The sequence below is a fragment of the Xenorhabdus taiwanensis genome, assembly GCF_036512875.1.
Classification (GTDB): Bacteria; Pseudomonadota; Gammaproteobacteria; order Enterobacterales; family Enterobacteriaceae; genus Xenorhabdus; species Xenorhabdus taiwanensis.
Window position 1 is genome coordinate 3,058,496 of record NZ_AP028978.1, and the last position, 13,295, is coordinate 3,071,790.

Below are 13,295 nucleotides of genomic sequence, written 5' to 3' on the forward strand. Positions count from 1 at the left end.
TTTACTGCCAAATCATTGCCATCAAAAAAACAGTTTCTCCTACCTCAATGGATGCCCCCAGCGTATCGCCAGTTTGTCCACCAAGACGATAACTGAAATAGAGGGCAAGCCCGTAAACCACAAGCAACGACACCATCATTGCCGACAAGGTTTGCCAATTCCCCAATACCATCACCAATACAACACCAGACAACAAAGTCAGCATCGTTGCAGAAACGCTAATTTGGCCAATATAACTGCTTCCCATTCCCTCACCTTCACGGGCGTCACGTTGCGCATACATTAAAAGCACCACGGCTGTACGTCCGACAATCGATGTACAGGTCAACAGGGCAAGCAAATAGAGGGGGGGATGATAAGATAATTCAACGACAGCTAATGTTTTAAGCAAGATACAGAAAATTAACCCGACACCGCCATAAGTTCCAAGCCGGCTATCGCGCATGATCTCCAGCATTTTTTCTCGCTGGCGGGAGGAAAACAGCCCATCACACGTGTCCGCCAATCCATCTAAATGTAACCCTCCCGTCAATAAAACCAAAGCCAACACATAACCCATCGCACCAATATACATTCCTCCACCCGACTGGCTGATCAAAAGTGATACCAAGCCAGCCAAACCACCAACAATTAACCCAACCAATGGAAAATAAGGCACACCACGCCAATATTGACGAAAACCGACGCCTTCCGCCCACTTTTGCGGGATTGGAAGTCGTGTCATAAATTGTAGTGTGACCCAAAAAAGGGGCAGTTTCATTTGATCTTCACTCCAATGCCCGAAACCACCAGCCAGACTTCTTTAGCCGCTTGTGCTAGTTTTTGGTTAGCACGTCCAGCAATATCGACAAAATGGCGTGCCAGTCGGTTTTCAGGTGTAATGCCCATTCCCAACTCGTTGGTTACCAAATACACTGGCGTCGGACACATCAAGCCAGCCTCAATCAGGTCATCGATCTGATGATGGATAACTACCTCCAATGAGGCGAAATCTAGGTCATCAGATGATACACCACCTGATAGGTCAAACAACAAGTTGGCAATTAATGTGGTAACACACTCTAGTATAACGCCCTCTTGGGGTTGACGGTGCTGGCGGATAACTAAGCCTAAATTTTGATGACCTTCCCAGGTTCGCCAATGTGCCGGACGCTCCTGTTTATGTCGCTCAATACGAGCCGCCATTTCTTCATCCGTAACCTGTGCTGTCGCGATATATAATACCTGCTCGCACTGTTTAGCGAGCAGGCGTTCAGCGTAGGTACTTTTGCCGCTGCGAGCCCCCCCTGTTACCAGAATCATGGCCTGATCCCACTAGAGTTGTGCTCATGCATTAATTGATAAATCCGCGCAATATCCAGATGTTCACGCATACTGGCAGCCAATCTATTGAATTGTTTTTCTTTGTACTGGAGGTAATTAAAGGCCACATTTTCCAGTGGAGCGTAGCCTTTTCTGATACGCAATTGATTTAATAGTGAACGGGTAAACGTGTTTTGATCAAACAGACCATGCAGGTAACTTCCCATCACCAAACCATCTTGAGTAACAGCACCATCAAACCCGTTTTTTTCTTCACTATTTTTTTCTTCGCCATTGCGCCAATGTATTTGGGCAAAAGGCATTACCTGCTTACCAAGCCGAGTGGTTCCCAGATGGATTTCATAACCCGCAATCGGTTGTTCGCTGCATGATTTCAGCATACCTGACAATGCAGGCACTACTACGCCCCTAACCTGTGCGGTCTGTTTTTCACTGGCAAAGTGGGTTTCCGTATCCAATAATCCTAATCCTGCCATTTGAGTTAAGCCGGATTCCACCCCATCCATAATCTGCTTACCTAACATTTGATAACCACCACAGATCCCGATAATCGGCACATTTTTCTGACGGGCTGTGATAATTGCCTGCTCAAACCCCTTGATTTTTAACCATGCCAAATCTGCCAATGTATTTTTGCTACCGGGAAGAAGGATAAGGTCGGCTTGTTGCAGCTCAGAAGGTTCGCAGACATAACGCAAATGCACATCTGGTTGAGCTGCCAGCGCATTAAAATCGGTGAAATTGGCAATATGGGGGTATTGGATGACAACAATATCCAGACAATCTTCTGTTTTTTGCCGCTGGCGATCATATTTACCCACCTGCAAAGCGACACTGTCTTCATCTTCCAAATCAAGCTCCAGCCACGGCAATACCCCCAATATCGGGACTTGTGTTAAGGCTTCTATCTGCTCTATCCCTGATTGCAATAAAGAGACATCACCGCGAAATTTATTGATGATCACCCCCTTGATGCGGGCTTTTTCCTCAGGTTTAAGCAAAGCCAATGTGCCGTAGATGGATGCAAATACACCTCCACGATCAATATCTGCTACCAAAATGACCGGAGCATCCACTAATTCAGCCATCCCCATATTAACAATATCGCGATCACGCAAATTGATCTCAGCCGGACTGCCCGCCCCTTCTAACACCATGATATCCGTTTCTGCTGCTAACCCGTTATATGCCATCAAAATCTGCTGGAGCAATTGAGGCTTATGTTCGTGATATTCCACCGCATTCATGCTACACATCACTTTCCCCATAAAAACCACTTGGGCCTTGCGATCGCTGGTGGGTTTCAACAATACAGGATTCATACGTACATCCGGTGTAATCCCCGCTGCTTCCGCTTGGAATATCTGTGCTCGTCCCATCTCTTTGCCATCTGCGGTAATCCCAGAATTCAGTGCCATATTCTGTGATTTAAAGGGAGTGCAACGATAACCATCCTGTGCAAATATCCGGCAAAATCCTGCTGCCAGCACACTTTTACCGGCATCAGATGCCGTTCCCTGAATCATCATCGATAATGTCATTCTATTTTCTCCCTTATTTCACCGTGTACTTTTATCCGTCATCGGCATACCATTATCACTCACCTTGATAATTGCCAGTTTTTATTAACCAAAATTGTTGAAAAATATGATAATTCCTGCATCCTCTCGTTTTCGCTGAGGGACAATGTGGCGAGATTGCGCCAACATCGCTCAGTCGGCAAAGAAGCATCAGCCATCATCAATGCATGTTCTAATAGATTGTGACGTTGCAGTAGGTCACGGATCAGGGGAAAACGCGAATAGACTTTCATCAGGACAATGCAGTCGTGATTGAGTAATGCTTGCTCTAAAACAGCTTCAGAAGCGGTACAGGAAATGACAGCCAATGTTTGATCTTCCATCGCTAGTGGCATCGCACTGGCTGCGGCAATGGCAGAAAATGAGGTGATCCCAGGCACAATTTCCAACCATGAGGGAGAGGCCATCTGTTGCGATACCAACCGCTGCAAAAGAAATACCCATGTACTAAACAGCATTGGATCACCCAAAGTGATAAAACCGACTTTCCTGCCATTAGCCACTTCCTCTTTCAAAGCTCGCGCTACTTCATCCCACACGGCTTGTTTTGCTGCTATGTCGGCTTTCATTAAAAAATGGTAAGTGCAAACTTCCGTTTTCGGCGAAAGGTACTCTTCAATGATGGAGTGAGCGAGACTTTTGGTGCTTTTTTTTCCCGTCGGGGTATAGATCACATCAAGCTCAGAAAGAATACGCGCTGCCCGCACAGTCATCAGATCACGGGCACCTGGGCCAACGCCCATCACATACAATTTTCCTGCTGTTTCGTTCATCAGGCTTTCTCCTGATCATTTAACGCGTAAGCAAGGTGATCGACAAACATCTGCCGAATCATCGGGTTTTCCCCCAATCCCTGTAACCAAGGGAACGCGACGATACCCGCATTCTCTAACTGTGATTTCCAGGAGTCTTCTTCATTGGAAGCCATATCATTAATGGCATGATCGCCTGCCACCAGCATCAATGGCATTAGATAAGCCTTGCGGATTTTTTGCTCTTTTAATCCCTTGATGATCAGAGGAAGTTCGGGATAGCTTTCCACCGCGCCTACCCGTGCCGGAAAATGGTAGTGGCTCATCAGGTGATCCAGACAGGCATAAGCAGAAAAAGCAGGGTGGGTTGTGCCATGTCCCATAAAAACGACACATTCATTCTCTGCCAACCGCGGAAGCTGGGGGCGCAGTGCCCGCATCAATTGCAGGTAATCATCAAAGTGGCTAAGTAACGGGGCGCCCAGCACCAACCGCTTAAAACGAGGACGAAATTTCTCAACCTCACGCCGCACTTTTTCATACTCATCGCCATTAATGATATGCAGACATTGCACAGCAACATCGTCATAACCAGCATGATGCAATCTGGTCAGTGCATCATGGGGAGTATCAATATGAATGTTATCGCGTTGGCGCAATTTGCGAATGATCATGCCAGAGGTAAATGCCCGAAATAGTTCCCTGTCTGGAAACACTGAGGCCAATTGCTGCTCACAGGCTTCAATATTGTTTTTCAGCGTTTCGGGATAACTGGTTCCGAAACTTATCACCAATAATGCTTTTTTCATTTCGCTTTTCCTTATTGGTCTATATTGGTCTATTTACATGCAAAAATTTGCCAATAATCGCGTCATCTCTTCCAATCCATTGGCCTGCGTGATCCCCTTACCTGCAAATTGCTGCTTTGGACGACAAAGTACGATGCAAGGCAACCCAAGAGAGAGGCAAGGTGCCACTTTCTCCCTGAAACCGCCTTGTTCACCAGACTCTTTGGTAATGACGACCTCCGCCTGACAAAATTGGTAAAATGCCCGATTGAAATCGGCACTGAATGGACCTTTGAGGGCAAAAATCTGATCAACTGTTAAGCCACAGGCTTCACACATCACCAAAACTTCTGCGGTGGGCAATACACGGGCCAGCACGGTTTTTCCTTGCAGGTGAGCCATATAATCGGCCAATTGCTTACTGCCAGTTGTCAGCAAAATACGGGTTGCCAAGCTGGCTGCTATTTCACACGCCTGCTTAATGGTTGCTACTTTATGAATGAGAGGATGTTCAATAGCATCAATATCGCTGGGGCGAATGTAACAAATCAGAGGAATACCCAACTTTTGGCAAGCACTAACAATGTTTTGACTCAGCCGTTCAGCATAAGGATGGGACGCATCAATCACCATTTTCGTCCCTCGCTTTTGCAGATATTCAGCCATCTCTTCGGTTTCCATCCTGCCAGTAACAATTTCGCCGCGAACACCCATCGCTTGCTGTGCTCCCGCTGGTGTCGCCACTGACAAGCCATAATCTATGCCGGCAATATCCATCATCACACAAATCTGGCGGGCATCGCTCGTACCGCCAAAAATGTGAACCAATGGCCGTTTCATAACTTATATCCTCTCGGCGTGATCATCAGCCCATCACGTATATACGTTGACTGATTGCCCACTATCACCAGACTGCGCATATCAACACGGGAAAAATCCATTGAACCCAAAGTCGTCAGCCATTTATCCTCATGTTTGCGCCCTGCCGCTTTTACCACTCCAACAGGCGTTTCTGGTGATTTCCACGGAGCCATCAAGGAAAATGCCCGTGCCAAATGTTCTTCCCGTCCGCGACTACGAGGATTATAGAAACAGACCACAAAATCAGCTTCTGCCGCTGCCTGCACCCGCTTTTCAATCACCTCCCACGGGGTGAGCAGATCGCTTAGGCTGATATGACAAAAGTCATGCATCAATGGCGCACCAAGCAAGGTGGCGCAAGCCGTACTCGCCGTCACTCCCGCCACCAGCCTAACTTCTACATTGCGCTTTTGCTGGCTGACCAATTCCAAAATCAAGCCAGCCATGCCATAAATACCCGCATCACCGCTACAAACTACCGCCACATTTTTGCCCTGTTCGGCCAGCTCAATGGCTGTCTGGCAGCGCTCAATCTCTTTGCACATGCCGGTTTTGATAATTTCTTTATCGCCTACCAGTGGTTTCACCAGATGGGTATAGGTTTTGTAACCCACTACAATGTCTGCCGCTTTCAATGCAGTCATCGCCTCCTGCGTCATCATGGCTTCGCTGCCGGGACCAATTCCAATGACAGTTAACATGGATGCAATACTCCTAATGTGATGGTAACGCCCTGCTCACGCAGGGTATGACCAACCAAGTGCCCCTGACTCATTAGCCAGGCTACCGGTTGGGAGACACAACCTATGCCCACCGTTTTTCGGACAAATTCAGAAACCGGAAATGTCTGTTCACATTGGGCGAGCTGATTAACAGAGAAGATTTGGCATGGAATTTGACGCTCTTGTGCCAATTGGATTAGCGCCGGCTCGTTTTTTTTCAGCTCAACACTGCCGACGGCTTTTAACGCCAAAGATTCAAGACCATGTTCTGCCAGATGGCGATCCAATAATTCTGTGAGCCGTTTCGCTTCCACTCCCCGCCGACAACCCACTCCTGCAACGATACGGCGCGGAATTAATTTAAAAGTGGGGATTGCCAGTGCCAGATTTGTTCGTTCATAGCTGATGTATACCAGAGCATCCAGCTCAGGCCGATCCTCAAGAACGTCAACTGGAATGAACCCACGCGTGTCATAGCGATCTTTCTCATCATTCAAGTTGGGATGCCACAAAATCCCCACCCGCTTGCCATTGACCAGCATTTGATTAACGGTTTTGACATTGGCACGGAAATTCTCCATTGTTCCATCAATTTCTTGCGATAACAGATCTAATGCGGCGACCTGGTTAACATCGGTTGCAGTAGTGATCACCGCCTGACCATCGAGAATATCGGCGATCTGTTGCGCCAGTTTATTTGCACCTTCCATATGCCCCGACAATAAACTGATAGCAAACTGCCCTTTTTCATCCAGTACGACAACCGCCGGATCGGTCATTTTGTCCTTGAGCAGCGGGGCGATAACCCGAATGGCGATCCCCGTCGCCCCAACCATGATCAACGCACCGTATTGGGTGAATACCTTACGTACCGTATTAGCAAAACCGCCTTCAAATACGATAAATCCGCTATCGGCATCCATAAATTCACTTTCCACCAACTCAGGGGAAGTAAAACAATCTATTGCCAAATGGGATTGCAAGCGGCGAGCCAACGCCACCCCCCCTTCTGTCAGGCAAAACAAGGCATATTCTTTGTTAGATGATATTAAGTCAGGCGCTACGATATTCATGACTGAACCTCGCATCGTACAGTTTCGAATAGTGATACTCTTCCCCAAGAAAAGCGCCTACCAATATCAAAGCCGTTTTACGAATGCCGGCGCTGCCTACCTGTTCAGCAATCGTCGCTAATGTCCCTCGCACAATCTGGCAATCCGGCCAGGTTGCCTTGTAAACCACGGCAACAGGGGTTTCCTGCCCATATCCTCCTTGAATTAATCGATCCACAACCTCTGTCATGTTCTGTACCGAAAGGAAGATCGCCATCGAAGTTTGGTGGGCAGCAAAGGCTTCCAGCGTTTCCCGTGGCGGCATGGGCGTTCTGCCTTCCATACGGGTAATAATCAAACTTTGCGCGACTTCGGGTACGGTGTACTCCACGCCTAATTGCGCAGCAGCGCCAAGAAACGAACTCACCCCAGGCACAGAGACAAAATCAATGGCGTGATTTGCCAGTTCTTCAACCTGTTCACGGATAGAGCCAAACAGCGATAAATCTCCCGTTTGCAGGCGAACCACCAACTTGCCCGCTTTCACGCCATTTACCATCAATTCCGTGATTTCCGATAACGTCAACCTTGCGCTGTCATGACATTCGGCATCTGCATGGCAATAATCCAGTAACTCCCAATTAATCAGAGAACCGGCATAAATCACTACTTGAGCCTGACGTAATAATTGATAGCCTTTCAGAGTAATCAGGCTCTTATCCCCTGGCCCTGCACCAACAAACCAGACTTTTTCAGTATCAAAACTGATGTTATCCATATGTCCAGAATTAATATGTTCAGGCATTATCCCGCTCCTTTTGCTCAGACTCTTTCTGGCAGGACAGCAAATAAGTCGGATTGTTGGGTTTGAAATAATGTCCTTGCCCGAGTGCCGTCAGTTCTCCCACCTGAATCTCACGCCCATCAAGCGCTGTCACCCGACAGGATTTTAGGTGCGACAATGCTTGCGTGAGATTTCCCAGCAGGATAAAAGTCATCACCAGACGCCCGCCTGGGTTCAAGTGCAGCAATGCCCAATCAATGACTTCTGTCAGATATCCACCGGTTCCGCCAATGAAAATAGCATCCGCAATACTGTCTAATGGTATAGGAGCAATACCAGACTGGATACGAACCCTATGGCAGCCAAAATGTCGGACATTTTCAGCAAGCAGCAACAATGCCTCTTCCTTGCGTTCAATGGCGAGAATATCTAATGCGGGATAGCGCAATGCCGCTTCAATACTGACACTGCCCGTCCCTGCACCAACATCAATAAGACGGTTGGCTTTTTCCAGTTCTAATCGTTCCAGTGCCAGAGCCCTAACCGCTTCTTTGGTCATGGGAATGCGATGACCACGCAAAAACAGTTCATCTTTCATTCAGGTTCACCATTTAAAATCACCACTGCATTCAGGCCATAATCCATGTCGCCGCGTTGCACGATCTGTTCCGCGAGCAAACAAATAATTTGTTCATGTTCATGGGATAAATTTTTACCAATCACCATGCGACGCTGCTGCCCGCGTGCCAGAATCTCTTGCGCAATCCGGTAAGGGCCAATAACGTCATCCGTTACCATAGCGATTTTTTCGTGTTGAAGTAGCCAATCAAAATCCGGTTGGCGTCCGTGGCTGCTGGTCAGGTAAATGTCATTCATATCCAGCAAAATCCGGGCGCACAAATATTGGATTGAACTGATGCCGGAGATGATGCGGGTATTTTGTCCAGAAAAATGCTCAGTGATTCGTTTGCCTATGCCATAAAAGAGGGGATCACCCGAAGCCAGCACGGCTATTTGCCGATGCTGATTCTGTTCAAGCCATTGCATCAATCCATCCACATCCGCATCCAAACGGCGGGTTTCCCCCTTGAAATGGCGAAATTCAGCGAGATGGCGCTTTCCTCCGACCAACACTTCTGCCTGCCTGATAGCCTCCAACGCAGCCAATGTCTGGTTTGCAGCGGCTCCTGGGCCAACACCAACAACAGTGATCATCGGCAATCCTCCATAAAATCCCTCACTATCGCGTCCACAGGTCGATTGCAGCCCAAGACCTGGTTATCAAAAGAGAATAGAATGGCGTCACACTGCGGCTTACCACTGGCGAAACGTAGCATTTGGTCGATACGCCCGCAGATTTTCTGGGCAATTTGTGGGTACACGGTCTGCCAGCCCTGTTCTGCAATCAACTCAATGGCCGCTTCGGTGGTATCACATTGATCCACGGCTTGAATCAGTTCGAAAGGTGCGCCTATCAAGGCCAAATTGGCAATCAGCGTTTCCATGCGACCATCAGCAATATGGCTGTGGGTATGAAAGATACCGGCAGCAATTTTCACCAGCTTGCCAACATGCCCTGCCAGCACCACATGGCGGAATTCCAGACGCACAGCCTCTTGCAACATGTAACCGACAAAATTACTCATTGTGACAACATAGTTCGCATCAATACCCAACTGCTGGCTGACAAAACGTTCACCGTGATTTCCCGGCACAAAAATAATGCGATCTAACCCACTGGCACGTTTGGCTTCTAATTCCAGCGCCAGAGAACGTTTCCAGCTCTCTTCCGACATCGGCGTCACAATGCCTGTCGTGCCAATAATCGAAATACCGCCCTTAATCCCCAATCTGTCGTTATAGGTTTTCTTCGCCCGCGCCTTACCTTCAGGGGCAAAAATGACGATATCTGCCCCACGGTGCAAACCGATTACCTCCCGTACTGCTTCTTCAATGGTATGCCGTGGAGTTTTATTAATCGCTGCCCAGCCAATCGGCAAACCAACTCCCACTCGCGTTACCCTGCCAATGCCTTCACCACCATCCAGTGTGATCACTTTGCTGTCATTCAGGGAAACACGGGCAAAAACCAACATACCGTGGGTTGCATCCACATCATCGCCACCATCTTTGCGGATAGCCGCAATCGCCTGTTGTCCTTCAATCAAAGGTTGCTCGACATTCAAGACCAAGGGAACACCTGAAGGCGTGACAATCGAAACCTGATGAATAATTTGCTGACGCAAGATCATTAACGCAGCGACTCGTGCGGCGGCTGTAGCACAAGAACCCGTGGTGTAGCCCTTGCGATACTGCTTTCCCCGATGCCAAACCGTTCCGAGGCCATTAGTTTGTTCATTCATGCCTTACCTCCGGCATCCGGTACAAAATGGCGTTGATAATGGCCGCGGCAATATTGCTGCCTCCCTTGCGCCCTTTTGCTGCAATACAATTTAATCCGCTATTGATCAGGGCATTCTTTGATTCTTCTGCGCCAACAAACCCAACAGGTACACCAACGACTGCAATCGGTGCAAATTGATGCTCCATCAAACGAAACAGCGCAGTCGGGGCATTGCCAAAGACAAAAATTTTCTCCCCTACTTCTTGCAGGGCCAGATCGACTGCCGCCATTGAACGTGTAATTTGCTGGGCTTTTGCCATTTGAATGGCGCGGGGATCGCTGACATAACAACGGCATTTGCTGCCATGCTGAGCCAGACGCATTTTATTGATGCCAGATAGCACCATTGTTGTATCGGTATATAACGTACAGCCACGCAATATACCATCGCGAATGTGGTGCAAAACATCGGGGGAAAAATAAAGAATATCAAGCCAATCAAAATCAGCGGTGGTATGGATTACCCGTTTGATCACCGCTTCTTGATCTGCATCTACAAAACGATAATCAGGCCGCGCTTCGAAAATAAGCTGGCTGATAATATCAAAGCTATTTCTTTCTATCTGTTGGGGTTGTCGGATGTAGCTGCTCATGCCGTTTCCTCCTTATACTGTCACACTGGTCAGACTATGCAGCAGCGCAAACAGCAGAAGTGCCATCATTGATGCCACCCTCATCATCTGAACAGACTGCGGGATATCGTCGGGTGTGACTTCGCGCCTTGCATCACCAATCCACGGCTTTTTGACTAGCTGGTTAAAGTAAATATTCGGCCCACCAAGACGGATGCCCAATGCCCCTGCCACGGTTGCTTCCGGCCAGCCACTATTGGGGCTACTGTGTTGATAGCGATCACGCCAGCCAATGCGCAGCGCCTGCCGAAAATCCAATCCCTGCCATTTCGCAGCCATTGCCAGCAGAAGCCAGCCCAAACGGGCAGGCACCCAATTCGCCACATCATCCATACGTGCTGAAAACATCCCCAGAGCCCGATAACGAGGCGTTTTATAGCCCACCATGGAATCGAGGGTATTGATTGCCTTATAAGTCATGGCAAGCGGAACACCGCCAAGCATTAAGAAGAACAATGGGGCAATTACCCCATCCACGCTGTTTTCTGCCACGGTTTCAATCGCAGCACGGCTAATTTGTGGCGTTTGCAATTGGTAAGTATCCCGACCGACAATGTTGGCAAGCTGCTTACGGCTGGCGTTCAAATCCCCCTGACACAATGCCTGATAAACAGCGTTTGCCGCATCACCCAAGCTACGCCCTGCCAACACGGTATAAATCAGCCAAACTTCAGCCAAACATCCCAGCCAGAACGTCACGCCATAGGTCAATTGCAAAACCCAATAGCTCGCCAGCCAAACACTCCCTACTACCACCAGCCATAACAGTACACCGCCCCATTTCAAGTCAGTTTCGGTTTGGCAAATCCGGCGAATAAATTGCTCAATCCGGTGAGTAAGTTGTCCTATCCAGCGCACGGGGTGCGGCCAATGAGGGGGATCACCCAATTTCATATCCAGAATAAAAGCCGCAAACCACAATAAAACGGTCATAACAGCCTCCGCGCCATCATCAACCAGCGATGGAGAAAATTGGGGCGTTGGGCAAAATGAATATGCAGATAGCCCGCCAGGGTATTGCCATTCTGGTAGCCTCCCAGCCAGCTTTTCTGCACTGTTTTTAATGTTCCTTTTGGATCACACCATTTAACACACTGAAAAACCGGAGGTTGAGTCGAAATAAAATCTGAGTAATGGAATTCATGCCCGCGCAGCGTTTCTCCTTTCGCCACTAAAGGCGTATCACACATCGCCGTGGCTTCGCAGTAACCAAAGCGTTTCAGGTGATCACTCATCTGGCTTTCACCGGCAATCAATCCCACCATGCCATGCCGCACACCATCTGCATCAGTCAGGGCATCGCCGAGATACATCAAGCCGCCGCATTCCGCATAAATAGGGATACCTTTTTGCTGCGCCTGACGTAACGCCGTATGCATGGCGTAGTTGGAAGATAAGGCTTGGGCATAAATTTCTGGGTATCCCCCGCCCAAATAGATCATCTGGCATTCAGGTAACCGATGATCATGCAGGGGACTGAACCGTTTGATAGTCACACCGGCTTTTTCCAACAACAATAGGTTATCAGGGTAATAGAAGTGAAATGCCTCATCTTCTGCCAGAGCCAGCGTTAAACCTTGCCCCACCGCAGGCTCAATGAGGGAATTGATATTTCCTTTTGGCAAGGAAGATAGCTGGGTTAATACCAGCAATTTATCCAAATCCACCGAATCTTCGATCTGCTGAGCCAGATGAGCCCAGCATTCTTCGTATTGACTGACTTGTTCTTGCGCAGGGATCAGCCCAAGATGGCGGGAAGGAAGGGTAACCTCTGGCATCACTGGAAGCCGCCCCAAAACAGGAATACCGCAATAACCTTCAATCGCTTGTTTTAATAACTGAAAATGGCTATGCCGATTGACGCGATTGATCAGCACTCCCACAATATTGACTGCTGAATCAAATTGCTGAAACCCCATCACTGTAGCGGCAATTGAGGTGGAAACCGCCTTCCCATCCACCAATAAAACGACTGGACAGCCAAGTTGCTTTGCCATTGCCGCACTACTGCAATAATTGGGATCAGTACCATAGCCATCATATAAACCCATAACCCCTTCAATTACAGCAATATCTTGCTCAGCCATCACCTGATTAAACAAACCATTCAGGATGAGTTCAGGTAACATAAAAGCATCAAGATTACGTGAAGCGACACCCGTCACAGCACGATGCCAGCCACCATCCAGATAATCAGGCCCGATTTTGAACGGCTGTACCCGCAGTGAACGGTTCATCAAGGCTCGCATGATGCCCAGCGCAACTGTTGTCTTACCACACCCGCTACTTGTACCTGCAATGACAAAAGCATGTTTCTGTTGCATGTGCTTACCCCAAAACATTTAATTCTGTATTGGTGTTAAAATCGGTATTAGTTTTAAATCTGCAACTCAGATT

Annotated in this window: 15 protein-coding genes; all 15 read right to left on the reverse strand. The window is 48.2% G+C overall.

Going from position 1 to position 13,295, the window contains the following annotated elements; genetic code table 11:
• Position 1: 1 nt before the first annotated feature.
• From cobS to ACE1SE_RS14280, 15 genes are read right to left on the reverse strand one after another with little or no spacing between them, the layout of a single operon-like run.
• Positions 2-760 (reverse strand): adenosylcobinamide-GDP ribazoletransferase, encoded by a 759-nt coding sequence (gene cobS / locus ACE1SE_RS14210; protein ID WP_374051415.1) that lies wholly within the window; start codon positions 758-760, stop codon positions 2-4.
• Entirely contained in the window at positions 757-1,302 is a 546-nt protein-coding gene (cobU, locus tag ACE1SE_RS14215; RefSeq protein WP_374051416.1) for a bifunctional adenosylcobinamide kinase/adenosylcobinamide-phosphate guanylyltransferase, read from the reverse strand. Before cobU ends, cobS begins: the two co-directional genes overlap by 4 nt.
• Positions 1,299-2,864: a cobyric acid synthase gene (locus tag ACE1SE_RS14220; RefSeq protein ID WP_374051417.1), complete on the reverse strand. Its 1,566-nt coding sequence runs from the start codon at positions 2,862-2,864 to the stop codon at positions 1,299-1,301. Before ACE1SE_RS14220 ends, cobU begins: the two co-directional genes overlap by 4 nt.
• A gap of 59 nt (positions 2,865-2,923) precedes the next feature.
• Positions 2,924-3,676 (reverse strand): cobalt-factor II C(20)-methyltransferase, encoded by a 753-nt coding sequence (locus ACE1SE_RS14225; protein ID WP_374051418.1) that lies wholly within the window; start codon positions 3,674-3,676, stop codon positions 2,924-2,926.
• Entirely contained in the window at positions 3,676-4,464 is a 789-nt protein-coding gene (gene cbiK, locus ACE1SE_RS14230; RefSeq protein ID WP_374051419.1) for a sirohydrochlorin cobaltochelatase, read from the reverse strand. Before cbiK ends, ACE1SE_RS14225 begins: the two co-directional genes overlap by 1 nt.
• Before the next feature lie 33 nt (positions 4,465-4,497).
• A complete protein-coding gene (locus tag ACE1SE_RS14235; protein WP_374051420.1) occupies positions 4,498-5,283 on the reverse strand; it encodes a cobalt-precorrin-6A reductase in 786 nt (261 codons plus the stop codon).
• On the reverse strand, positions 5,280-6,005 hold the full coding sequence (locus ACE1SE_RS14240) for a precorrin-3B C(17)-methyltransferase (RefSeq protein ID WP_374051421.1): 726 nt from the start codon (positions 6,003-6,005) through the stop codon (positions 5,280-5,282). The genes ACE1SE_RS14235 and ACE1SE_RS14240 overlap by 4 nt, the downstream gene beginning before the upstream one ends.
• The gene (cbiG, locus tag ACE1SE_RS14245; protein WP_374051422.1) at positions 5,999-7,099 is read right to left on the reverse strand and encodes a cobalt-precorrin 5A hydrolase; all 1,101 of its coding nucleotides are present in this window, start codon (positions 7,097-7,099) and stop codon (positions 5,999-6,001) included. Before cbiG ends, ACE1SE_RS14240 begins: the two co-directional genes overlap by 7 nt.
• The gene (locus tag ACE1SE_RS14250; RefSeq protein ID WP_374051423.1) at positions 7,080-7,883 is read right to left on the reverse strand and encodes a cobalt-precorrin-4 methyltransferase; all 804 of its coding nucleotides are present in this window, start codon (positions 7,881-7,883) and stop codon (positions 7,080-7,082) included. The genes cbiG and ACE1SE_RS14250 overlap by 20 nt, the downstream gene beginning before the upstream one ends.
• A complete protein-coding gene (locus tag ACE1SE_RS14255) occupies positions 7,876-8,460 on the reverse strand; it encodes a decarboxylating cobalt-precorrin-6B (C(15))-methyltransferase (RefSeq protein ID WP_374051424.1) in 585 nt (194 codons plus the stop codon). The genes ACE1SE_RS14250 and ACE1SE_RS14255 overlap by 8 nt, the downstream gene beginning before the upstream one ends.
• On the reverse strand, positions 8,457-9,077 hold the full coding sequence (locus tag ACE1SE_RS14260) for a cobalt-precorrin-7 (C(5))-methyltransferase (RefSeq protein WP_374051425.1): 621 nt from the start codon (positions 9,075-9,077) through the stop codon (positions 8,457-8,459). Before ACE1SE_RS14260 ends, ACE1SE_RS14255 begins: the two co-directional genes overlap by 4 nt.
• A complete protein-coding gene (cbiD, locus tag ACE1SE_RS14265; protein ID WP_374051426.1) occupies positions 9,074-10,225 on the reverse strand; it encodes a cobalt-precorrin-5B (C(1))-methyltransferase CbiD in 1,152 nt (383 codons plus the stop codon). Before cbiD ends, ACE1SE_RS14260 begins: the two co-directional genes overlap by 4 nt.
• A complete protein-coding gene (locus ACE1SE_RS14270; protein WP_374051427.1) occupies positions 10,218-10,859 on the reverse strand; it encodes a cobalt-precorrin-8 methylmutase in 642 nt (213 codons plus the stop codon). The genes cbiD and ACE1SE_RS14270 overlap by 8 nt, the downstream gene beginning before the upstream one ends.
• A gap of 12 nt (positions 10,860-10,871) precedes the next feature.
• Entirely contained in the window at positions 10,872-11,831 is a 960-nt protein-coding gene (cbiB, locus tag ACE1SE_RS14275; protein WP_374051428.1) for an adenosylcobinamide-phosphate synthase CbiB, read from the reverse strand.
• Complete coding sequence (locus ACE1SE_RS14280) at positions 11,828-13,222, reverse strand: cobyrinic acid a,c-diamide synthase CobB (protein ID WP_374051429.1); 1,395 nt, start codon at positions 13,220-13,222, stop codon at positions 11,828-11,830. Before ACE1SE_RS14280 ends, cbiB begins: the two co-directional genes overlap by 4 nt.
• Between the last annotated feature and the right edge of the window lie 73 nt (positions 13,223-13,295).

Excerpts from the sequence above, each read along its gene's own strand:
- cobS (WP_374051415.1), bottom strand. The coding sequence starts at position 760 with ATGAAACTGCCCCTTTTTTGGGTCACACTACAATTTATGACACGACTT.
- cobU (WP_374051416.1), bottom strand. The coding sequence starts at position 1,302 with ATGATTCTGGTAACAGGGGGGGCTCGCAGCGGCAAAAGTACCTACGCT.
- ACE1SE_RS14220 (WP_374051417.1), bottom strand. The coding sequence starts at position 2,864 with ATGACATTATCGATGATGATTCAGGGAACGGCATCTGATGCCGGTAAA.
- ACE1SE_RS14225 (WP_374051418.1), bottom strand. The coding sequence starts at position 3,676 with ATGAACGAAACAGCAGGAAAATTGTATGTGATGGGCGTTGGCCCAGGT.
- cbiK (WP_374051419.1), bottom strand. The coding sequence starts at position 4,464 with ATGAAAAAAGCATTATTGGTGATAAGTTTCGGAACCAGTTATCCCGAA.
- ACE1SE_RS14235 (WP_374051420.1), bottom strand. The coding sequence starts at position 5,283 with ATGAAACGGCCATTGGTTCACATTTTTGGCGGTACGAGCGATGCCCGC.
- ACE1SE_RS14240 (WP_374051421.1), bottom strand. The coding sequence starts at position 6,005 with ATGTTAACTGTCATTGGAATTGGTCCCGGCAGCGAAGCCATGATGACG.
- cbiG (WP_374051422.1), bottom strand. The coding sequence starts at position 7,099 with ATGAATATCGTAGCGCCTGACTTAATATCATCTAACAAAGAATATGCC.
- ACE1SE_RS14250 (WP_374051423.1), bottom strand. The coding sequence starts at position 7,883 with ATGCCTGAACATATTAATTCTGGACATATGGATAACATCAGTTTTGAT.
- ACE1SE_RS14255 (WP_374051424.1), bottom strand. The coding sequence starts at position 8,460 with ATGAAAGATGAACTGTTTTTGCGTGGTCATCGCATTCCCATGACCAAA.
- ACE1SE_RS14260 (WP_374051425.1), bottom strand. The coding sequence starts at position 9,077 with ATGATCACTGTTGTTGGTGTTGGCCCAGGAGCCGCTGCAAACCAGACA.
- cbiD (WP_374051426.1), bottom strand. The coding sequence starts at position 10,225 with ATGAATGAACAAACTAATGGCCTCGGAACGGTTTGGCATCGGGGAAAG.
- ACE1SE_RS14270 (WP_374051427.1), bottom strand. The coding sequence starts at position 10,859 with ATGAGCAGCTACATCCGACAACCCCAACAGATAGAAAGAAATAGCTTT.
- cbiB (WP_374051428.1), bottom strand. The coding sequence starts at position 11,831 with ATGACCGTTTTATTGTGGTTTGCGGCTTTTATTCTGGATATGAAATTG.
- ACE1SE_RS14280 (WP_374051429.1), bottom strand. The coding sequence starts at position 13,222 with ATGCAACAGAAACATGCTTTTGTCATTGCAGGTACAAGTAGCGGGTGT.